The sequence below is a fragment of the Saccharothrix sp. CCNWYY140 genome, from assembly GCF_037401995.1.
GTDB lineage: Bacteria > Actinomycetota > Actinomycetes > Mycobacteriales > Pseudonocardiaceae > Actinosynnema.
On sequence record NZ_JBBEGC010000097.1, the window covers coordinates 1 to 21,865 of the forward strand.

Sequence of the window (21,865 nt, forward strand, 5' to 3'; positions counted from 1 at the left end):
GGGGAAATCTGTGGTTGGCTCCGCCAGGCCATGCGGTGGGGGAACCGACGCCCTTCACCCCCCATCGGTGGTCTCCCGGCCCGCTTTTGATCTTGAGAGCGCGCCAGCGCGTTCAGCTCGAGAGCGAAGCGTCGCGCCCGAAGCTCTTGAAGAGCTTGAAGAACCTCACCGGTGGGCAGGCCACCAAGGATGACCAAAAAGAAGAGGCGGGGGTGCCGCGCGGCAGCTACGCCAAAACATGCGCACGGCTGCCGAGCGGGGAGGGTGTGCACGGCGGGCAGAGGAGCGGAGTGGCTAGTCGGCGATGGCTACCTTTGCCACGATCTGTGGATCCCTGACCCGCACGACGACCTCGTTCGGCACCCCGTTGCGTTCCGCGTATTCGTTCGCCCTCGCCGCGCCCATGTAGCGCCCGCCGATCCGCCCCGCCCAGTACCGAACCTGCTCTGGGTCGTCCACGATTTCCGCTCGGCCCGAGATGGTGACGAAGTGGAACGGGGGGTTCTCGTCGTCCAGGCACAGGGACAGGCGGCCGTCGCGGAGGAGGGCTCGGCCCTTCACCGAGTCCAGGTGGGTGGTGAAGACGATGGTGCTGCCGTCCAAGTCCACCCAGACGGGGGACACGTGGGGTGCGCCGTCCTTGCGTACGACCGCCAGTTTCGCGGTGCGGGGTGGGGTGGCGGCGATGAACTCGCGCCACCAGCCCTTCGGGGCGTCGGTGTAACCCATGTGGCCAACCGTAGGGGTGTCTGTCCCTGAGGACGACCGGGTGCGGGACTCAGGGGGCCACTCAGGGTGATCACGGATTGCTACAACCGAGGTAGCGGCCACGATAAGACTGAAGTCGCACCCACGAGTCAACTACAGACCGATGTGGTCGGACCCCTGGACCGGGCAGAGTTCTCGCCGAGATCGGGGGATGTGCCCGCCGCTCCAGGGGAGAAACCAATGATCGAGGCGATCGGCCTCACCAAGCGCTACGGGAACACGGTGGCGGTGGACAACCTGTCGTTCACCATCGCGCCGGGTCGGGTCACCGGGTTCCTCGGGCCCAACGGCGCCGGCAAGTCCACCACCATGCGGATGATCCTCGGCCTGGACCGGCCGACCTCCGGCAAGGTGCTCATCGACGGCAAGCCCTACACGCAGCTCGAGCGTCCGCTCCGGACCGTCGGCGCGCTGCTGGACGCCAAGTGGGTGCACCCCAACCGGTCCGCGCGGGCGCACCTCGAATGGCTGGCCAAGTCCAACGGGCTGCCCTCGCGCCGCGTCGACGAGGTGCTCGACCTCGTCGGCCTGACCAAGGTCGCCAAGCGGCGGGCGGGCGGGTTCTCACTCGGCATGTCGCAGCGGCTGGGGATCGCGGGCGCGTTGCTGGGTGACCCGAAGGTGTTGCTGTTCGACGAGCCGGTCAACGGCCTCGACCCCGAGGGCATCCTCTGGATCCGCCAGTTCATGCAGGGCCTGGCCGCCGAGGGGCGCACCGTCCTGGTGTCCAGCCACCTGCTGTCGGAAATGGCGCTGACCGCCTCCGACCTGGTCGTGATCGGCCGGGGCAAGCTCATCTCGCAGTCGTCCACCACGGAGTTCGTCGAGCGCTCGACCGAGAACACGGTGCGGGTGCGCAGCCCGCACGCCGACAAGCTGGGTGCGATGCTGCTCGACAAGGGGTTCACCGTCCGCGAAGGGGAGGACGGGGCGCTCACCGTGTCGGGTGCATCCAGTGACCAGATCGGTGACATCGCCGCGTCCGCCGGCGTGGTGCTGCACGAGCTCAGCCCCCAGCGGGGTTCGCTGGAAGAGGCGTTCATGCAGCTCACCGGTGATTCTGTCGAGTACCACGCGGCCGAGACGGGAAAGTGACATGACCCTCCTCGCAGTTGAACGGATCAAGCTGTTCTCCACCCGCTCGCCGTGGTGGTCGATGCTCCTCGCGCTCGCCCTGCCCATCGGGTTCACGGCGATCATCGCGGCCAACTCCACCGAGGGCGCGATGCCGGTGGTCGCGACGGCCTTCATGCACCAGTTCGGCCTGATGGTGATCATGGTGATGGCCGCCCTGGCGATCACCACCGAGTACCGGTTCGGGACGATCAAGGCCACGTTCCAGGCCGTGCCGGACCGGATCTCGCCGCTGGTCGCCAAGGGCGTCGTGGTGGCGCTGCTGTCCGCCGTGATCGGTGTGCTGGTCGGGTTCGGCTCGTGGGGGATCAGCTGGCTGATCCTCTCCGACCACTCGCAGCTCGCGCTGGAGAGCGCGAACGACTGGCGGCACGTCCTGGGCATCGCGCTGGTCTACGCGGCCGGCTCGCTGCTGGCGCTGGGCGTGGGCACGCTGGTCCGCCAGACCGCCGGCGCGGTGTCGATCATCCTGGTGTTCGCGCTGCTGGTCGAGAACCTGGTCACGCTGATCCCCAAGATCGGCGACGACATCCAGAAGTGGCTGCCGTTCACCGTGGCCAACAAGTTCGTGCTCGGCGAGTCCGACGGCGCGGGCATCCCGCAGGACGCCGGTCCGCCGGTGCCGGGCGAGCTGTCGCCGTGGGGTTCGTTCGCCTACTTCGCGGCCATCGCGTTGGCGTTCTTCATCGTGTCCCTGGTGGTCGCGAAGCGCCGGGACGCCTAGTCGTTCGACCCCGTCCGGGCGGAATCGGGGCCGACCGGGCGGGCAACGGGGGAGAGGGGGAAGCTCGGGTCGCCTTTCGGGGAGGTGACCCGGGCTTCCGCCGTCAGGTTGGCCGTAGCGGATCGGACAGGAGCTGTCATGATCGAAGCGACCGGACTCACCAAGCACTACGGCAAGACCGTCGCCGTGGACGACCTGTCGTTCACCGTCGCGCCGGGCCGCGTCACCGGGTTCCTCGGACCCAACGGCGCGGGCAAGTCCACGACCATGCGGATGGTCCTCGGGCTCGACCGCCCGACCCGCGGCAAGGTCCTCATCGACGGCAAGACCTACCACGAGCTGCACCGGCCGCTGGGCATCGTCGGCGCGCTGCTGGACGCCAAGTGGGTGCACCCGAACCGGTCCGCGCGGGCGCACCTGCTGTGGCTGGCCCGGTCCAACGGCATCCCGGCCAAGCGGGTGGACGAGGTGCTCGAGGTGGTCGGCCTCACGCAGGTGGCCAAGCGCCGCGCGGGCGGGTTCTCGCTGGGCATGTCGCAGCGGCTGGGCATCGCGGGCGCGTTGTTGGGCGACCCGAAGGTGCTGCTGTTCGACGAGCCGGTCAACGGCCTGGACCCCGAGGGCATCCAGTGGATCCGTCAGTTCATGCACCGGCTGGCCGACCAGGGGCGGACCGTGTTCGTGTCCAGCCACCTGCTGTCGGAGATGGCGCAGACCGCGCAGGACCTGATCGTCATCGGGCGCGGGCGGCTCATCGCGCAGACCAGCACCGAGCAGTTCATCCGGGACGCCACCGAGGACGCGGTGAAGGTCCGCTCACCCCACCTGGACCGGCTGCGCACCCTGCTGCCCGGCGACGCCCAGGTGAGCGACGGCGACGGCTCGCTCGTCGTGCACGGCGTCGAGGCGGCGCGCATCGGCGAACTGGCCGCGCTCAACGGCATCACGCTGCACGAACTGAGCCCGCAGCGCGGGTCGCTGGAGGAGGCGTTCATCCAGCTGACGAAGGAATCCGTCGAGTACCACGCCCACGACTAGTCGGCGGAATTCACCACCCGGTTCACCACTGGGTGCGTTTCCAGAATTCTTCCGGGGGCGGTGGAATTTCCGTCCGGGTCGGTAGCGGCGGCGGCGCCGGGCGGCGGTCGCGGGACAACAACAGGCCCGCGACCGTGACGCCGGCGAGAATCGCGAGCAGGCCGCCGAGCACGAAACCGGTGCGGGCGCCGCCGCTCCACGCCGGTCCGTTCACGGCGCGTTCCACGACCGGCGAGGCGGAGGTCGGGACCGGTGCCGCGGTGGTGCGCGGAGCGGGGGCCAGCGGGTTGCGGGCCACGTCGGCGACGTCCGCGGTGATCGCCGCGAACGGGTCGACCTGGCCGAACCCGGTGGCGTCGTCGCGGCCCGGCGCGTCGGCGTCCGTGGCGGTGCTGATCAGGCGGTTCACCACGCTGGCGGCGTTCATGTCCGGGTGGGCGGCGCGCACCAGGGCCGCCGCGCCGGACACCAGGGCGGTCGCGGCGGAGGTGCCGTCCATCTCGGCGTACCCGGTGTCCACGACGGACTTCGGCACGGCGGACACGATGCCCTTGGCGGGCGCGGCCAGCACGGTCTCCGGGCCGGTGTTGGAGTCGCTCCACGGCACCAGGTCGCGCTCGGTGCCCGCCACCGCCAGGACGCCGCGGATGTTGGCGGGCGCGCCGATGTGCGGGACGCCGTCGTTGCCGGTGCCCGCCACCACCACGACGTCGTGCTCGAAGGCGTGGTTCACCGCCCGCAGCAGGTCGGGGGTGAGGGTGGCTTCCGAGGTCAGGGACAGGTTGACCACGTCGGCGCCGTTGTCGACGGCCCACGTGATGCCCTCGGCGACCGCGGTGGTGGTGAACTTCTCGCCGTCCGCACCGACCGAAACGGGCAGGATCGTGGCCTCCGGCGCCACCCCCAACGCGCCGCCGGACACCCCGCGCCCGGCGATCAGGGCGGCCATCGCGGTGCCGTGCCCGTCGGTGTCGCGGGTGCCGGCCGTGCCGGTCGCGTTCCCGAAGCCGGTGCCCGGCAGCACCGCGCCGCCGGTCAGGTCGGGCGCGGTGTCGTCCACGCCGGAGTCGACCACGGCCACCACCACGCCCCGGCCGCGCGAGTGCTCGTGGGCCTTGGGCACCCCCAGCGCGTCCAGGTGCCACTGCTGGTCCCGGATCGACTGCGCGTGGGCCGGAACCGGAGCGCAGAGTGCCAAGGCGATCGCGGTGAGCAACACCCGACCGAGCATCGTGGAATTTCTCCTTGTGGTCGAAGTCACAACGATATTCCATGTCCGAGATGTTTCAACGGAGTTCCGCCCGGCAATCGGAGTAAGGGGTTCGTTAAGACCCCGTGAACTCCCGCACAGCACCATGACAGGAAGGGCTGAACCCGGTCAGATGGAAAGCAGGGAATCGTGAGGCGGTACCCCTCCGCACGCGAATTCCGATACCCCCCGTCAAGGAACCCTCCGGAGGTGAACCCGTGACGGTGCTTGATCCGGACCTGAACGCCGACTCGTCGGCAGCCGGGTCGACGAAGCTGCCACGGCAACGCGACCACGCCCTTCGCGTCGAACCGATGATGGCACTGGAATGGTCGCACGCGGTCGAACCCGCGGGCGGCGTCGGCATCGCGACCACCCCTGCGCAAGGCCGCCGAGCCTGGATCCACCGGGCCGACGAGCAGCAGGTGCTGGCGCTGTTCCGGGCCGTGGGCGCCGACGCCCCGGCCCCGTGGTGGCTGCGCGCGCTGGACCGCGGCAAGCTGCCGTCCCGGGCCGCGGGCTTCGCCGTGGAGGACGAGGTCGGCGAGCTGCTGGGGAACCGGCCGGGCTGGGTGTTCGTGCCGTGGGCCGCCGAGGGCGAGGTCGGCTACTGGGAGTTCGTGCCGTCGGAGAGCGGCGTATACGGGCCGGCCGAGCCCACCACCGTGCAGTTCACCGACCGGCACCCCGGCTGGGTGGACCTGCTGCCGGCGCACCGGGGACCCGGTCAGCGGCAGCCGATCGCGTTCACGCCCGCAGCGCTGCGTGAGCAGATCGAGGACCTGGAGAACATCGCGTAACCGGTCGCTGCTTAGGCTGTGCGCCTGTGACGTCCAGCCAGCGCCCGCCGCACCACCGTTCCGTCGTCAGCTACGTGCAACGCGGTGAACGGATGACCGTCGGGCAGCAGCGCGCATGGGACCGCCACTGGGAGCGCTTGGGCCGCGAGGTCAAGGCGCTCCCGGCCGGTCCCGTGGACTTCGCCGCGTGGTTCGAGCGCGACGCCCCCGTGCTGCTGGAGATCGGCTCGGGCATGGGCGAGACGACGGCGCAGCTGGTCGCCGCCGCGCCGGACGTCAACTACGTGGCCGTCGAGGTCTACAAGCCCGGTCTGGCGCAGCTGCTGATGCGCGCCGAGGCGCTGGGCGCCACCAACCTGCGGGTGTTGCGTGGCGACGCCGTGGACCTGCTGACCGAGCACGTCGAGCCGGGCACGTTGAGCGGCGTGCGGATCTTCTTCCCCGACCCGTGGCCCAAGAAGAAGCACCACAAGCGCCGGCTGGTGCAGCCGGAGTTCGTGCGCCTGGTGGCCACGCGGCTCCGACCGGGCGGGACCCTGCACCTGGCGACGGACTGGGAGCACTACGCCGAGCAGATGCTGGAGGTGTGCTCCGCCGAGCCGCTGCTGCGCAACCGCTACGACGGGTGGGCGCCGCGGCCGGACTGGCGGCCGGTGACGAAGTTCGAGCAGCGGGCCGTCGAGGAGGACCGGGTCAGCCACGACCTGATGTTCGACCGGATCGAGACCACCTGACCGTGTCATAAAGCCATGTCATGGAGTGGTCGAGACGGCGACAGCCAGTCGTTTCATCACCCCATCGAGTGGGTTCTGTTGATCACCCGATGTGCCCCGTCTGGCAGTGACGGGTGACGTCGTTCCGCAACTACGGTTGCCGCCCGTGACCGTCGTAGACAACGAACCGATAACGCTCGACATCGACGCGGCGGAGGGCTTCCTCCGCATGTTCCACATCGCCCACCCCGAGGCCGGACCCGTCGGACCCCGCCTGAGCGAGGTCCGCGACGAGATCGCCGAGACCGGCACCTACCGGCACACCACCGCCGAGCTGTCCTACGGCACCCGCATCGCGCTGCGCGACAGCGGCTGGTGCACCAGCGGTGTCCCGTGGCGCCGGCTCAAGGTGCGCGACCTGCGCGGCTACCGCAACGCCGCCGCCGTCGCGGGCGAGTGCGTGGAGCACCTCCGGCTGGCCACCAACGGCGGCGAGGTCCGCCCGCTGGTCACCGTGTTCGCCCCGGACACCCCCACCGCGCCCGGCCCGTGCATCTGGAACGAGCAGCTCGTCCGGTACGCGGGCTACGCCGACGGCACCGGCGACCGGCGCTACGCCGCGTTCACCGACGCCGTGCAGGGCATGGGGTGGCGGCCTCCGGAGACGCCCGGCCGGTTCGACGTGCTGCCGCTGGTCGTGGAGACCGCGCACGAGGGGCCGAAGCTGTTCACCATCCCGCCGGACGTGGTGCACGAGGTGTGCCTGGAGCACCCGGAACTGCCCTGGTTCGGCTCACTGGGCCTGCGCTGGCACGCCGTGCCGCTGATCACCAACATGAAGCTGTGCATCGGCGGCGTCACCTACCCCGCCGCCCCGTTCAACACCTGGTTCGTCGGCTCCGAGGTCGGCACCCGCAGCCTCGCCGACGAGGGCGCCTACGGCGCCGCGCGGGCCGTCGCCGAGGCGCTGGGCCTGGACACCTCCGCCGAGCGCACGCTGTGGCGCGACCGCGCCGTCGTCGAGCTCAACCGGGCCGTCCTGCACTCGTTCGACCTGGCCGAGGTCACCATCACCGACCACCACGCCGAGTCGCTGCACCGCCTGTCCTGGCTGCGCTCCCGGCAGCGGGCGTCGGCCAACCGCCCCGCGTTCCGCCTCGAACCCTCCGCCGCCCGCCGCGCCCGCACCGGCGGCCCCGCGCGCTTTTCCGGCACGCCCGTGGAAACCACCCGACCGCATTCCCCGAGCCGCCTCGCCGAACTGCTCCGCCGGCACGCCGAGGGCTGACGCCTCAGCGCTGCGAATCGACCAGCACCCCGGCGATCGCCATCAGGACCAGCACCAACAACCCCAGCACCGCACCGGCCCACGTCGCCACAACCGTGAACATGTCGTTCCTCCACTTCCCCGACTGCCCTTCCAGAGTCACCCCCGAAAACGTCATCCGACATCGGCCACCGGGGTATTTCGCCACGCGTTCGGGTCAGTCCCGCGGATGACACGCCTCCACGACCGGAGGAGGACGCGCCACCGGACCAGAGGACATACGGTGACCTCCCGTGAACGGCACTCACCTCGGCTGGCGCACCCTGGCCAAGCGCCAGTGGCCGCTGGCGTGCGCGCTGCTCTTCTTCGCGGGCAGCGAGACGCTGAGCGAGGGGACGTCCTGGTGGCAGCTGCCCGGCTCAGTCGTGGTGGGCACGCTCGCGGTCCTGTCCCCGCGCCGACCGTTCGACGCGGCCCTGGCCGCCGCCACGGCACTCGTCGCGTCGTCGGTCGTGCTGGACCTGGTGGACGAGACCGCCGGGCCGGCCGTGCTGGTGTCCGGCGTGACGCTGTCCGAGGGCGCGGCCTGCATGGCGCTGGTCGCCATCCTGGTGCGGCAGGGGTCGTTGCCGCGCGTGCTCGTCGGCGTGGTGGCACTCGTCGTCGCGGTGGGGGTCACCCAGCCACTCCGGCCGTCGTTCTGGGAGCGGTTCTACTCCGACGTCGACTACTCGGGGCCGACGTTCTGGCAGCAGGTGCTGGCCGGGTCGATCCTGCTGGTGTTGTCCGTCGGCACCGGCTTGTACTTCCGGGCCCGTGACCGCGAGCGGGCCACGACGCTGCGGGCCGAGGTGACCGCCGCGCAGCACGCCGAGCGGATGGCGCTGGCGCGGGAACTGCACGACGTGGTCGCGCACTACGTGACCGCGATCGTGGTGCACGCCCAGGCCGCGCAGGCCGTGCCCGCGGCGGCGCAGGAGGTGCTGCCGATCATCGCGCAGAGCGGCAACGAGGCGCTGACGGCGATGCGGCGGCTGGTCGGCACGCTGCGCGGCGCGGAGACCGACGGCACCGACGCCGCCCCGACCGCGACCAGCGACCTGGCCGACGACGTGCGGCAGGTGGTGGCGCAGTCCGGGCAGCCGGTGCGGTTGTCGCTGGACCTGCCGTCGGAGGTGCCGCCGTCGCTGGGGCGGTCCGTGCTGCGGCTGGTGCAGGAGTCGCTGACCAACACCCGCAAGCACGCCGAGGAGGTGTCCCGGGTGGACGTCTCGGTGGCCGTGGACGGCGGGGTCGTGCACGTGGTGGTGGCGGACGACGGGCGGGCGCTCAAGGCGGCCCCGGTGGGCGGGTCCGGCGGGTTCGGGCTGGTCGGGATGCGGGAACGGGTCGAGCTGCTCGGGGGCACGTTCTCGGCGGGGCCACGGGCTTCCGGCGGCTGGGAGGTCCGAGCGGCGCTGCCCGTCGCGGAGTGACCCGCGCGGAGTCGGTGCGGGCCGGGGCGGGCCGGGCTTGGGCGGAGGCGGTGCTGCTCGGCGCGGGGTGACGCGGGCCGGGCGGCGCGGATCCAGGGGCGGCGGACCCAGGGGCGGCCGGGCCGGAGGCGGCGCGGGTCGGAGGCGGCGCGGGTCGGAGCGGTGAGGAATGGCGGGTGCGGCAGGATCGGGCGCATGTCGTTGCGCCTGCACGCCCCCGTGGTCCTGCCCTGCGATCCCTCCTGCTCCGTCCTGCGGGACGCGGTGGTCGACGTCGTGGACGGTCGGATCACCCACGTCGGTCCGGCGGCCGACGCGCCCGCGTTCGACGGCGAGGTCCGCCGGCTGACCGGCATCCTCCTGCCCGGCCTGGTCAACACGCACGCCCACAGCCCGATGGTGGTGCTGCGCGGCCTGGGTGGCGACCTGCCGCTGCTGCGGTGGCTGCGCGAGGCCATGTGGCCCGCCGAGGCCAAGATGTCACCGGCCGACATCGGCGCGGGCATGCTGCTCGGCGCGGTGGAGATGCTGCGCAACGGCGTGACGACCAGCTCCGAGATGTACTTCCACGGCCCCGAGCTGACCCAGGCCGTGCTCGACGCCGGGTCCCGGGTGGTGTTCGGCGCGGCGATCATGGACCTGCCCGGTCTGCCGTGGCGGCCGATGACCGACGAGATCACCCGGTGGATCGACGCCGACGGGCTGCGGTTCGGGCCGCACGAGCGGATCGAGCTGTCCTACGGGCCGCACTCGGCGTACCTGATCGCGCCCGAGGCGCTGGGCGAGATCGCGGGCGAGGCGCGGGACCGTGGCGCGCTGTTGCAGATCCACGTGGCCGAGTCGCCCGAGGAGGACGTCGAGCAGCGCAAGGCGTTCGGGTCGGTGCCCAAGCTCCTGGAGCAGCACGGCGTGCTGGGCGGGCGGGTGCTGTCGGCACACTCGGTGCACCTGTCGCCCGAGGACGTGGAGATCTACGCGCGGCACGGTGTGGGCGTCGCGCACTGCCCGGGGTCGAACACGAAGCTGGCGTCGGGCATCGCCCCGGTCCGGTCCTACCTGGACGCCGGCGTGAAGGTCGGGTTGGGCACGGACGGCCCGGCGTCCAACGACGACCTGGACCTGTTCGAGGAGGCGCGGCTGGCGGCCCTGCTGGCCCGCGTGACGACACTGGACGCCACAGCCATGCGCGCCGCCGACGCGTTGCTGCTGGCCACCCGGGGCGGTGCGGCGGCGCTGGGTCGCGACGACATCGGCGTGCTGGAGAGCGGGCGCTGGGGCGACGTCGTGCACGTGGACGTGGACGACCCGGCGTTCGCGACCGGCCTGGACGCGCCGGACGACCAGGTGCTGGCGAACCTGGTGTGGGCGTCGGGCACGCGGCGGGTCAAGGACGTGTGGGTGGCGGGCGAGCAGGTCGTGGCCGACGGCGAGACCACCCGCGTGGACCGGCGTGCGGCCCAGGCGGGTGTCGCGGCGGTCTCCCAGCGCCTCCGCTGAACGCGGGCCGGCGCCGGCCGGGGGCGCGGAGCTAGCGCGGTCGGGGGCGGACGACGATCTCGGTGACGTGGGCGTCGTCCGCCGCCGTCACGGCCGCGTGCACGGCGTCGGCGACGGACTCCGGGCGCAGGTACAGGTTCGGCTGGTAGTCACCGGCCTCCTGGCTGCGGACCCCGCGCTGCATGTCGGTGTCCGTGCGGCCGGGGTAGACGGTGGTGACCCGCAGGTCGGTCTCCTCGGCCCGCAGCACGTCGGCGTAGGCGCGCAGGGCGAACTTGCTCGCCGCGTACACGCCCCAGTTGGCGTTGGCCTGCCGGCCCGCGCCGGAGTTGATCAGCACCACCTGACCGCGGGCGGCACGCAGCAGCGGCAGGGTGAGCCGGGTCAGCTCGGCGACCGCGACGACGTTGAGGTCGAGGGTGCGCCGCCAGGTGTCGGCCGACGCCTCGGCCAACGGCCCGAGTTCAGCGATGCCGGCGCTGTGCACCAGGACGTCGAGCCGGTCCAGCCGTTCGACGGCCTCGGCGAGCGCGGCGGAGTCGGTCAGTTCCACCGGCCACGGCGTCCCGACGCCCGCCTCGGCCAGGGCCTTCTCGTCACGGCCGCCGAGCAGCAGGTCGTGGGTGTCGGCGAGCCTGCGCGCGATGGCCAGCCCGATGCCTCGGGACGCGCCGGTGATCAGTGCCACGGGTCGATCGCTCATGCCCCGAACCATAGATCGCAGTCGAATGGCCATCGGTGCCGCAGGACCCGTCGAGCAGTAGGTCCCGACAGGCCATCGACCCGATGGCTCCTGATGCTCGCGACTCTCTAGGCCAGGCGGGGCACGAAGCCCCGCAGCTTCGCTCTGTCCGCACTTTTCGGGTCCTTACACCCAATCGGGTGGCAAGGCCAGCGGAAGGTCAGCGCTGTGTAACAACTGGCAACAGCACCCCGATCGTGTTGGCACAACGTTGCAGGTGGTGGTGAGGTGAGATGGACTTCTCAGAATGCGTACCCATCGATGGAGTCGCGTTGCGCCAGGGCGACGTGATCCGAGCTCTTGGTCAAACTGACGACATTTTCGGCGCGCTGGGAGTGCTCATCACCGCCGATTGCGACATCGCACACGCCAAGCATGGCGGCCTGTTGACCTACGTGCCATTGCTGCGACTCGCAGACTACCTGGACCGGCTCTTTCTTCCGAAAAAGGTCGACGGTGTACTAGGCGCCCTTGGCGACCAACTCGTGAACAAGGTGCACGCACTCCGCCGAAGCGTTTCACCGGACGCACCCAGGCTTACCGAAGATCGAGTTCTACAGTGGGTCGGACAGGTCGATCCTACCGAGGTCGTTTCTTCACTGTGCGTTGCCCCTGGCCGCCCGCGCGAAGACTTCATCGAAGCTGCCGAATCCTATCGGCGTTTGCAGAAGGTTGCCACAGGCAGTCTCACCGACAAGATCGCCGCTTTCGTCGAAGCGACAGTATTACTGGCGAGAGCCAAGTCGCCCGCCGATGCACACAAGCGCCTATTAGCCGAGGTCGGCGACTTCGTCGGAAGACTTCCTGGAGATGCCCTCCTCGTCAACCGCCTCGACGAACAGATGTCCGAGGGGTATGTAGCTTACCTCCGCCTGCCCCGGGAGATCCGCGACTGGCAGATCGCTCGGACCCCCACCCGCATTTCGGTCGAACATACGATGGAGCGGTTCGCCAGAATCGGCCCTCCATACATCTATCAGCTCACGCAACAGTTCTCCGCGGTTTTCGCGTCGATTGGACTGCCGGAGCGATACGAGCGAGAGCGGCGCGAGACCGCACGATCGGTCATCCCACCGTTCGCCGCAGATGCCTTCAATTGACGGGAGAGTGGCGCATGACTCGGACGAACTGCTTCACCCGGCGCGCACTGGACGAGTGCATCGCCTATTCCGCTGGTTCCTCCTGGCTGTACGAGTCCAGGTCACCGGTTGAGCAGAATGTGGCGGTCGTCAAGAGCGACTGCTCGACCTTCTGGGTACACCGGCTCGACGACCTCGACAGTCAACTCATCGTCATAGTAAACCAAGACAGCGAACACGTCCTACCGCGAAACCTCCACGGCGTTGGCCGACAGGTCATCGAGAGGATGAGCGCCTTCGTCAACCGAGCAGACAGCACACCGATCAGCCTCCCTGCCACCTGGGCGCAGTACAAGGCGGATTCTGTCATTTCCTTCTTCGCGTGGAAGAACTTCACCCGAAAGACATGGGACAGTCTCAGGTGGATCGTCGAGCCACAACGATCGGCTGCCAAGAACATCTGCTTCTGGAAGCTGTCCAGCGTGGCCGATCAGACGCCGCTATCAGCGTTCGTGCCCGATCGAGGACTGTACGAGTCGACAGTAGGCGAATACCCGGCGGCCTTGCTCAAGGCATCCGAAGAACTTGCGAAAAGACCGGAAAAGAAGCCTGCCGGCTCCGCCATAGTGATACCGGATCGCGACTTTCGCGAGGTAGCGGCCGACCTCACGTACTCGGGATGGCTCACTGAACTGACCCAACCACAACGACGGTTCGTGGAGCAACCGCCGAAGCATTCGATCCGACTGAGAGGTCCAGCGGGCAGTGGCAAGACACTCGCACTGGAACTCAAGGCGCTCCGAGAGGCGAAGCGAGCAGAGGAGCGAGGGGATCGAATTCGAATTCTCTTTGTCACACACAGCTGGGTTACCGCCGAACGCGTCGACCGCGAGTTGAACGCGCTAAGTGAATGGGGCGCCGTAGACAAGTTGGGTATCGAAGTGTACCCGCTCCTCGTAATCACTCAAGAAATACTGCCACCAGAACGGTGGGACGCGAACGCACAGCTGATCGGCGAGGACAGTTTTAGTGGAAAGAAGTTCCAACTACAGCGAATATCGGCCGTCCTGGACGACCTCAAGGACCGAGACTGGGTAACGTTCGCGGACAAGACATCACCGGCTTTCCGCGCTCGCGTGGAGTCGAGCGAAACCGCCGAGCGTCAAGCGCTGGTCTGGGACCTCTTGATCGAGTTCGGCTGCGTCCTGGGAGCGGAAGGGATCTTCCCCGGCTTCAACGCAGAGCAGCGTTACAAACTTCTGTCCCGGGCGGCGTGGATGATGCCGCTGGACAGCCTCGGCGACCGGGAGGTGGTGTACTACATTTACAAGCGCTACCTCGAGGAGTTGCTGACGGACGGTTGCCTGACGTCCGATCAGTTGATCAATGACTTCTTGAACTACTTGGTCACCTTCGCGTGGAACCGTCGTCGGTTGACGGACGGCTACAATCTCATCTTCGTCGACGAACTGCACCTGTTCGATGCGCAGGAGCGTCTACTACTCCACTATTTGACTCAATCTTCTTACGACAGCCCGAAGATCTTCATGGCGCTAGACCCGAGGCAGTCGCCGTGGGAAGTGTACACGGAACTGTCCGGTTTCAGCGATATCGCAGATTCCGCCCTGGCCCCATCGATCGAGTTCGACGAAGTCAAGCTCGTCGACTTGCCCACAGTTCACCGGTACACGCCCGAGGTCCTCGATCTGGTAAAACACCTGCACCTTGAATACCCGATGCTTGATCTCGGGATCGAGTGGGAGTTCGACTTCGAAAGCGTGGAGTCCTCTGCGGCCCACGGCCCGAAACCCGAGATCATTCGTTGCGGCACGTCCGGGGCCGAGCTGACCAAGGTGTTCGCGCTGGTACAGAAGATCACGGACCAGCGCAGGTCCACAGCTGCGGAAGCCGGCCGAGTGGCTATAGCGGTACTAGATGAAACCCAATTCCCGGAGTACCGCGACTTCGCACAACGGGTTACCGCGAACAGTCGGACACAGATTGCGATCATCGAAAGCCGTGAAGACGTCGAAACGATCGAGCGCTACGTCCGACGACCCGTTGTCGTCGGACCGGTCGAATATTTGGCGGGTTTGCAATTCGACACACTAATCGTGTGCGGCATGCCTGACACCAATTTCGCCAACCCGAACACCGGCCATCGTCAGCGGCGCTTTTTGTCGCTACTTTACCTCGGCGTGTCGAGGGCGGCCCGCGACGTGAAGATCCTCGTGAACGCCGACCACGGAGGGCTACCCCGTGTACTCGAGGCAGCAGTGGACAAAGGGCTGGTCAAACTCACCCAAGGCCCCGAGGTGTGACCAACGGCCAGCTCACGGAGATGCCGCAGGCACCGCTTCCAAACCCGGAGGTCTTCGATACATAAGGGTGCATCGAAGACTAGGCAAGCGGCGGACCCGGACGGGGGGCACCCGCCCGGGTCCGCTCCGGGGTCAGCCGCAGATGCGGCCCTTGTCCTTCTTCCAGGTCACCACGACGGACGGGCGCGGCTGGGAGGTGCCGCCGTCGGGCCAGTGGGAACCCGGGTTGTTCGCCGAAGCGCCGTCGATCTCGCCCGGGTGCTGCACGGACACCAGCACGAAGTCGTCCTGCACGACCGGGCCGCAGGTCTCCGCGCCCTTCGGCACGGTCAGGAACTGCTTGAGCCGGCCCCGGTACTTGCCCTCCACCGGCACGGCGAACAGGCCGTCGTTGGACTTCAGGGCGTTGCCGTCGGTGGAGATCCACAGGTTGCCCTGCGAGTCGAAGGCCACGTTGTCCGGGCACGAGATCGGCGAGACCTGGGTCTTGTCGTAGCCGCCGAAGTAGGTGTCCGCCGAGGTCGGGTCGCCGCAGACCAGCAGCAGCTTCCAGGAGAAGGTCAGCGCGGTGTTGTCGCCGCGGCGCTCCTCCAGCTCCAGCACGTGGCCGTGGCGGTTGTTCAGGCGCGGGTTCATCTCGGTCGCGCCTTCCTTGCCGGCCTTCCCGCGGTCGGTGTTGTTGGTGAGCGCGGCGTAGACGCGGCGGTTGCGCGGGTTGGGCTCGACGTCCTCGGGGCGGTCCATCTTCGTGGCGCCGACCTTGTCCGCGGCCTGGCGGGTGAAGATGTAGACCTCTTCGGCGGTGAAGCCCTCGACGAAGGACTTGTCGCCCGCCGCCAGCGGGATCCACTGGCCCGAACCGTCGAACTCGCCGTCCGCGGGCAGCTTGCCGGTGCCGTCGATCTCCGCGACCGGGCTGTCGCCGGTGAACTTGGCGACGTACAGGGTGCCCTTGTCCAGCAGCTTCTTGTTGTGCTCGCGGGCGTGGCGGCTGTTGCCCGGCTTGTACCGCTCGTCGGAGACGAACTTGTACATGTAGTCGAAGCGCTCGTCGTCACCCATGTACGCGACCACGCGGCCGTCGCGGGCCACGATGACGTTCGCGCCCTCGTGCTTGAAGCGGCCCAGCGCGGTGTGCTTGACCGGGGTGGAGGTCGGGTCCAGCGGGTCGATCTCGACGACCCAGCCGAACCGGTTGGGCTCGTTGGGCTCCTGCGCCACGTCGAACCGCTTGTCGAACCGCTCCCACTTGCGGGTCGTCGCGGCGCCGGACAGGCCGTAGCGGGCCAGGCGCGCCTTCTGCACCGGGTCGGTCACCGCGCCCGCGTTGGCGAAGTACTGGTTGAAGTTCTCCTCGCCGGACAGGATCGTGCCCCACGGCGTCACGCCGCCCGCGCAGTTGTTCAGCGTGCCGAACACCTTGGTGCCGGTCGGGTCGGCGGAGGTCTTGAGGTGCTGGGAGCCGGCCGCGGGGCCGGTCAGCTTGAACTCCGACTTGACCGTGAGGCGGCGGTTGAAGTGCTTGTCCACCTTGGGCAGCAGCTTGCCGCTGCGGTGGTCGCGCTCGACCACGACGACCGACAGGCCGTGCGCGGCCCACGCGATCTCGGTCTGCTCCTTGGTGGGGTTGGCGGAGTCCCAGTTCTTGAACAGGTTCTCCTCGCTGGTGTACTCGTGGTTGCTCACCATGAGCCAGCGGTTCCAGTGGTTCAGCGGGACCAGGCCGCAGAAGTCGTTGTTGTAGCCGAACTGCATGGCCTGCGCGGCGGCGGTCTGGTTGTCGAAGTCGAACTCCGGCGCGCCCGGCAGCACCGGGTCGCCCCAGCGGATCACGACCGCCGACTCGTAGCCCTCGGGCGTGACGATCCGGTCCTCGGTGTTCGGGGCGACCGCCTCGAAGTTCAGCCCGTCCCGGCCACCGCCGCGGCGCTGCGCCTCGACCTCGGCGTCGGTCGCCGGGTCCGCGGCGGCCGTGCCCGCACCGACCAGACCGGCGCCCGCACCCGCGACGGCCAGCACCGCGCCGGCCTTGAGCAGACCGCGCCGCCGCACGACCTCGCCGACCACGTCGCCGAAGTAGGAGTTGTCGGACGTGTTGGGCGCCTCGTGCGCACAGGCGTCGCCGCAGCGGTACTTGCAGGTGATCGCCGACCGCCCGAGGGGGTGGTTGGGCAGCAGGGGCAGCAGTCGCCGGCCCCGATCGGTGGACGAGGACACGCGGACCTCCGAGATCGCTTCAGGTGGGAACCTGGGCGAACGTAGGTTCACAACGCCTCATCCAGAGGACGGGAAGGTGAACGGGGTCTGAACACCTCAAGCCCTTGCCGACCGGAACCGGCTGGTCACCGCGCGTGCTGTGGTGATCGCACCGCCTCGCTAGCCGCCGATGAACCCGTCGCGCCACACGGCCACGACGGACGGTCGAGGCTGGGAGTCGCCGCCGTCGGGCCAGTGCGAGGCCGGGTTGTCCGCTGACGCGCCGTCCACCTCGCCGGGGTGCTGCACGCACACCGTGACGAACCGGTCCCCGATCACCGGGCCGCAGGTCTCCGCGCCGCGCGGCACGGTGAGGAACGCCTTGAGGTGGCCGCGTTCCGGGCCGTGCAGCGGCATCGCGTACAGGCCGTCGTTGAGGCCGTTCAGCGCGCCGGCCGAGTCGCTGGAGATCCACAGGTTGCCGTGCCGGTCGAAGGCCACGTTGTCGGGGCTGGAGATCGGCGAGACCTTGGACTTGTCGTAGCCGGCGAAGTAGGTGCTCGGGTCGGCCGGGTCGCCGCAGACCAGGACCAGGTTCCAGGAGAAGTGCAGGGACAGCGCGTCCCCGCCGCGTTCGCGCAGCTCCAGCACTTGGCCGTGCTTGTTGAACGTGCGCGGGTTCGGCTCGGTCGCGCCTTCCTTCCCGGGCTTGCCGCGGTCGACGTTGTTGCTGAGCGCGCAGTACACCGTGCCGGTGTGGGGGTGGGTCTGGATGTCCTCGGGGCGGTCCATCTTGGTGGCGCCGACCTTGTCCGCCGCCAGCCTGGTGAACACGTACACCTCTTCGGCGGTCATGCCGTCCACATAGGACTTGTCGCCGCGGGCCAGCGGGATCCACTCGCCGCGCCCGTCGAACTTGCCGTCCTCGGGCAGTTTGCCGGTGCCGTCGATCTCGGCGGGGTCGCTGTCGCCGTGGAACCGGGCGACGTAGAGCGTGCCGTCGTCGAGCAGGGTCATGTTGTGCCGGCGCGCGGACCGGCTGTTGCCGGGACGGACCTTGCCGGTGGAGACGAACTTGTAGATGTACTCGAACCGCTCGTCGTCGCCGGAGTAGGCGACCACCCGGCCGTCGCGGGCGATGCGGACGTTGGCGCACTCGTGCTTGAACCGGCCCAGCGCGGTGTGCTTGACCGGCGTGGACTCGGGGTCGTGCGGGTCGATCTCGACGACCCAGCCGAACCGGTTGACCTCGTTGGGCTCCTGGGCGACGTCGAAGCGCGGGTCGAACCGCTCCCACTTGCGGGTGGTGCCGCCCGCGGGGATGCCGTAGCGGGCGCGGCGCGGGTCGGTGCCGCCGTTGGCGAAGTACTGGTTGAAGTTCTCCTCGCCGGACAGGATCGTGCCCCACGGGGTGACGCCGCCGGCGCAGTTGTTCAGCGTGCCCAGCGCCTTGGTGCCGGTCGGGTCGGCGGAGGTCTTGAGGTACTCGGAGCCGGCGGCCGGGCCGCGCATCTCGAACGGCGTGGACATCGTGATGCGGCGGTTGTAGCGGGAGAACGCGGGCGTGAGCCGGCCGCCGCGCCGCTCGACCTCCACCACCGACAGGCCGTGCGCGGCCCACGCGATCTCGACCTGCTCGCGGGTGGGGTTCGCGGGGTCGTAGCCGCGGAACATGAAGCTCTCGCTGGTGTACTCGTGGCTGGTGACCAGGAGGTTGGTGCGGGCGGAGGCGTCCAGCGGGAGCACCGCGGCGAAGTCGCAGTTGAACCCGAACTGGCGGGCCTGGGCCGCGGCGGTCTGGTTCTCGAAGTCGAACTCGGGGGCGTCGGGGAACAGCGGGTCGCCCCAGCGGATGACCACGGCCTGGCGGTAGCCCTCGGGGACCACGACCTCGTCCCGGGTGTTCGGCTGCACCGGGGTGAAGTCCAGTCCGGGCGTGTGACGTCCGTGCCCCGCGGCCTCGGTGTCGACGGCCTCGTCGGCGGACGCGACGGCCGGGACGCCCACGCCGGCGAGGGCGGTCGCCACCACGCCGGCCTTGATCGCCGCACGCCGGCTGAGCAGATCGCCGAAGTACGGGTTGGCGGAGGTGTTGGGTGCGTCGTGGAAGCACGCGTCGCCGCAGCGGTAGCGGCAGGTCACCGCCGCACGGCCCGGGGAGTGGTGGGGCAGCAGGGGAAGGTGTCGCACGTTCTGCGCTCCTACGGTCAGGTCGGGTGCACTGACCGTAGGCCGGCGTTCACCGGTTGTTAACCCACCAGTTCTTCACCGACGAGGACGTCCTCGGCTGTGATCGCGCGGTGCTTCGCCTACGGTGGCGGGCGTGGAAGCGGTGGTGTTCGACCTCGACGGTGTGCTGGTGGACTCCGAGACGATGTGGGACGAGGTGCGCCGCGCGTTCGCGTCCCGCCACGGCGGCACATGGCTACCCACGTCGACCCGCGCCATGCAGGGCATGAGCACCCCGGAATGGGCCGCGTACCTGGTCTCCGACGTGGGCGTCCGCCTGACCCCCGACGAGGTGGCGCGCGGCGTCGTCGAGGAGATGGCCACCCGCTACGAAGCCGGCCCACCCGTGCTGCCGGGCGCGGTCGAGGTGGTCCGCGAGGTCGCGTCGAGGTGGCCGGTCGCCATCGCCAGCTCCTCACCACCGGTCTTGATCAGGTCCTTCCTCGACGCCACCGGCCTGGCCGACGTGGTCGGGGTCGCCCTGTCCAGCGAGGAGGCGGGCGCCGGCAAACCCGCACCCGACGTCTACCTGCTGGCGGCGGAGAAGCTCGGGGTGACGGCGTCGCGGTGCGCAGCCGTGGAGGACTCGACCAACGGCCTGCGCTCGGCCCTGGCCGCCGGCATGACCGTGTACGCCGTCCCCAACCCGCACTTCCCCCCGGACCCGGAGGTGCTCGCCGAGGTCACGGTCCTGTCGGCGCTTTCGGACCTGCCGGCCGCGTTGGCAGGCTGACCGCATGGATCAACCGGTTGCGGTGGTGAGTGGGGCTGCTCAGGGGATCGGGGCTCGGGTGGCCGAGGTGTTGCGGGAGGGTGGGTTTCGGGTGGTCGGGTTCGACCTTCGGGAGACGCCTGGTGGGGTGGTGGGGGATGTCTCGTCCGAGGCGGACGTCCAGCGGCTGGCTGATGGGCTGGAGAGGGTCGATGTCCTGGTCAACAACGCCGGGATCGCGGGGATCTGGCCGTTCGAAGAAACCTCTGTCGAGCAGTGGCAGCGGATGCTTGCCGTCAACCTGACCGGGCCGTTCCTGCTCACCCGGGCGTTGGGGCGGAAGATGCTCGAGCAGGGTTCGGGCGCTGTGGTGAACATCGCCTCTGTGGCGGGGCTGCGGGGTGTGGCCGATCGGGCGGCTTACAACACCACGAAACACGGGCTCGTGGGCATGACCCGCACGTTGGCCGTCGAGTGGGGCGCCCGAGGGGTCCGGGTCAACGCCGTGTGCCCTGGATGGGTGAAGACGGAGATGGACGTCGAGTCGCAGGCCGGCGGGCACTACGGCGACAGCGACATCACCGACCACGTGCCGATGGGGCGGTTCGCCTACCCCGACGACATCGCGCAGGCCGTCCTCTTCCTGGCCGACTCCAAGCGGTCGTCGTTCATCAACGGGGTGGCGTTGCCGGTGGACGGCGGCTGGACGGCCGACGGGTCCTGGCAGTCCCTGCGCCTGTCCAAGCGCTGACCAGCGCGAACGCCCCTGTGCCGGGAAAAGGCACAGGGGCGTTTGTCGACAAGGCGGTTTAGCGCTCGACCTCGCCGCGGATGAACGCCTCGACGGCGTCGCGGGCCTCGGAGTCCGAGTACTGCTCCGGCGGGGACTTCATGAAGTACGACGACGCCGACAGGATCGGGCCGCCGATGCCCCGGTCCAGGGCGATCTTCGCCGCGCGCACCGCGTCGATGATGATGCCCGCGGAGTTCGGGGAGTCCCACACCTCGAGCTTGTACTCCAGGTTCAGCGGCACGTCGCCGAACGCCCGGCCCTCCAGCCGCACGTACGCCCACTTGCGGTCGTCCAGCCACGCCACGTAGTCCGACGGGCCGATGTGCACGTTCCGCTTGCCCAGCTCGCGGTCGACCTGCGAGGTCACCGCCTGCGTCTTGGAGACCTTCTTGGACTCCAGCCGCTCGAGCTCCTTCATGTTCAGGAAGTCCATGTTCCCGCCCACGTTGAGCTGCATGGTGCGGTCGAGCTGGACGCCCCGGTCCTCGAACAGCTTCGCCAGCACGCGGTGCGTGATGGTCGCGCCGACCTGGGACTTGATGTCGTCGCCGACGATCGGGACGCCGGCCTCGGTGAACTTCCGCGCCCACTCGGGGTCGGAGGCGATGAACACCGGCAGGGCGTTGACGAACGCCACCTTCGCGTCGATCGCGGCCTGCGCGTAGAAGCGGTCCGCCTCCTCGGAGCCGACCGGCAGGTAGGACACCAGCACGTCGACCTCGGCGTCGCGCAGCGCCTGGACGACGTCCACCGGCGCCTCGTCGGACTCCTCGATGGTCTCCCGGTAGAACTTCCCGAGGCCGTCGAGGGTCGGTCCGCGCTGCACGGTGACGCCCAGCGGCGGCACGTCCGCGATCTTGATCGTGTTGTTCTCGCTGGCCACGATCGCCTCGGACAGGTCGACGCCGACCTTCTTGGCGTCCACGTCGAACGCGGCGACGAACTCGACGTCGCGGACGTGGTACTCGCCGAACTGGACGTGCATCAGGCCGGGCACGCGGGTGCTCGGGTCCGCGTCGCGGTAGTACTGGACGCCCTGCACCAGCGACGCCGCGCAGTTGCCGACCCCGACGATGGCCACTCGAACGGTGCGGCGGTTGTCGCCCATGCCGAGTCCTCCTTTGTGTT

At 69.4% G+C, this 21,865-nt stretch carries 18 protein-coding genes; 12 read left to right on the top strand and 6 right to left on the bottom strand.

The genetic code is table 11. The features are described from left to right. Positions 1-294: 294 nt before the first annotated feature. Positions 295-729 (bottom strand): PPOX class F420-dependent oxidoreductase, encoded by a 435-nt coding sequence (locus WBN91_RS30035; protein ID WP_337723509.1) that lies wholly within the window; start codon positions 727-729, stop codon positions 295-297. A 219-nt stretch (positions 730-948) separates the two neighbouring features. Here WBN91_RS30035 and WBN91_RS30040 point away from each other — a divergent pair, with 219 nt between their 5' ends. The 3 genes from WBN91_RS30040 (at position 949) to WBN91_RS30050 (ending at position 3,664) form a co-directional block, all read left to right on the top strand. Then, positions 949-1,863 (top strand): ABC transporter ATP-binding protein, encoded by a 915-nt coding sequence (locus WBN91_RS30040; protein WP_337723510.1) that lies wholly within the window; start codon positions 949-951, stop codon positions 1,861-1,863. A gap of 1 nt (position 1,864) precedes the next feature. Beyond that, positions 1,865-2,626, top strand: a complete 762-nt coding sequence (locus WBN91_RS30045) for a hypothetical protein (protein ID WP_337723511.1) — start codon at positions 1,865-1,867, stop codon at positions 2,624-2,626. A gap of 138 nt (positions 2,627-2,764) precedes the next feature. Further along, positions 2,765-3,664: an ABC transporter ATP-binding protein gene (locus WBN91_RS30050; protein WP_337723512.1), complete on the top strand. Its 900-nt coding sequence runs from the start codon at positions 2,765-2,767 to the stop codon at positions 3,662-3,664. A gap of 22 nt (positions 3,665-3,686) precedes the next feature. Here WBN91_RS30050 and WBN91_RS30055 read toward each other — a convergent pair whose 3' ends face one another. Continuing rightward, the gene (locus tag WBN91_RS30055) at positions 3,687-4,895 is read right to left on the bottom strand and encodes a S8 family serine peptidase (protein ID WP_337723513.1); all 1,209 of its coding nucleotides are present in this window, start codon (positions 4,893-4,895) and stop codon (positions 3,687-3,689) included. 236 nt (positions 4,896-5,131) lie between these two features. Here WBN91_RS30055 and WBN91_RS30060 point away from each other — a divergent pair, with 236 nt between their 5' ends. The 5 genes from WBN91_RS30060 (at position 5,132) to WBN91_RS30080 (ending at position 10,665) form a co-directional block, all read left to right on the top strand. After that, entirely contained in the window at positions 5,132-5,713 is a 582-nt protein-coding gene (locus tag WBN91_RS30060; protein ID WP_337723514.1) for a hypothetical protein, read from the top strand. 92 nt (positions 5,714-5,805) lie between these two features. Further along, positions 5,806-6,447: a tRNA (guanosine(46)-N7)-methyltransferase TrmB gene (gene trmB, locus WBN91_RS30065; RefSeq protein ID WP_337723534.1), complete on the top strand. Its 642-nt coding sequence runs from the start codon at positions 5,806-5,808 to the stop codon at positions 6,445-6,447. A 145-nt stretch (positions 6,448-6,592) separates the two neighbouring features. Next, complete coding sequence (locus WBN91_RS30070) at positions 6,593-7,714, top strand: nitric oxide synthase oxygenase (RefSeq protein WP_337723515.1); 1,122 nt, start codon at positions 6,593-6,595, stop codon at positions 7,712-7,714. Between the two features lie 272 nt (positions 7,715-7,986). Next, positions 7,987-9,168, top strand: coding sequence for a sensor histidine kinase (locus WBN91_RS30075; RefSeq protein ID WP_337723516.1), 1,182 nt, complete (start codon positions 7,987-7,989; stop codon positions 9,166-9,168). 195 nt (positions 9,169-9,363) lie between these two features. Continuing rightward, entirely contained in the window at positions 9,364-10,665 is a 1,302-nt protein-coding gene (locus WBN91_RS30080; protein WP_337723517.1) for an amidohydrolase family protein, read from the top strand. Positions 10,666-10,696: 31 nt separating this feature from the next. Here WBN91_RS30080 and WBN91_RS30085 read toward each other — a convergent pair whose 3' ends face one another. Next, on the bottom strand, positions 10,697-11,368 hold the full coding sequence (locus tag WBN91_RS30085) for an SDR family oxidoreductase (protein WP_337723518.1): 672 nt from the start codon (positions 11,366-11,368) through the stop codon (positions 10,697-10,699). A 272-nt stretch (positions 11,369-11,640) separates the two neighbouring features. On the opposite strand from WBN91_RS30085, the gene WBN91_RS30090 reads away from it, so the two are divergent. Beyond that, the gene (locus WBN91_RS30090; protein WP_337723519.1) at positions 11,641-12,507 is read left to right on the top strand and encodes a hypothetical protein; all 867 of its coding nucleotides are present in this window, start codon (positions 11,641-11,643) and stop codon (positions 12,505-12,507) included. A gap of 14 nt (positions 12,508-12,521) precedes the next feature. Then, a complete protein-coding gene (locus WBN91_RS30095; RefSeq protein WP_337723520.1) occupies positions 12,522-14,807 on the top strand; it encodes a hypothetical protein in 2,286 nt (761 codons plus the stop codon). A 132-nt stretch (positions 14,808-14,939) separates the two neighbouring features. On the opposite strand, the gene WBN91_RS30100 is transcribed toward WBN91_RS30095, so the two are convergent. Then, positions 14,940-17,024 carry a PhoX family protein gene (locus tag WBN91_RS30100; protein WP_337723521.1) on the bottom strand — a complete coding sequence of 695 codons (2,085 nt, stop codon included), beginning with the start codon at positions 17,022-17,024 and terminating at the stop codon, positions 14,940-14,942. Between the two features lie 159 nt (positions 17,025-17,183). Next, positions 17,184-19,193 carry a PhoX family protein gene (locus WBN91_RS30105; protein WP_337723522.1) on the bottom strand — a complete coding sequence of 670 codons (2,010 nt, stop codon included), beginning with the start codon at positions 19,191-19,193 and terminating at the stop codon, positions 17,184-17,186. 133 nt (positions 19,194-19,326) lie between these two features. Here WBN91_RS30105 and WBN91_RS30110 point away from each other — a divergent pair, with 133 nt between their 5' ends. Together WBN91_RS30110 and WBN91_RS30115 are read left to right on the top strand one after the other, a co-directional pair. Next, positions 19,327-19,965 carry an HAD family hydrolase gene (locus WBN91_RS30110; RefSeq protein WP_337723523.1) on the top strand — a complete coding sequence of 213 codons (639 nt, stop codon included), beginning with the start codon at positions 19,327-19,329 and terminating at the stop codon, positions 19,963-19,965. A gap of 4 nt (positions 19,966-19,969) precedes the next feature. Then, the gene (locus tag WBN91_RS30115) at positions 19,970-20,695 is read left to right on the top strand and encodes an SDR family NAD(P)-dependent oxidoreductase (protein ID WP_337723524.1); all 726 of its coding nucleotides are present in this window, start codon (positions 19,970-19,972) and stop codon (positions 20,693-20,695) included. A gap of 58 nt (positions 20,696-20,753) precedes the next feature. Here WBN91_RS30115 and WBN91_RS30120 read toward each other — a convergent pair whose 3' ends face one another. Beyond that, entirely contained in the window at positions 20,754-21,845 is a 1,092-nt protein-coding gene (locus WBN91_RS30120; RefSeq protein ID WP_337723525.1) for an inositol-3-phosphate synthase, read from the bottom strand. Positions 21,846-21,865 lie beyond the last annotated feature (20 nt).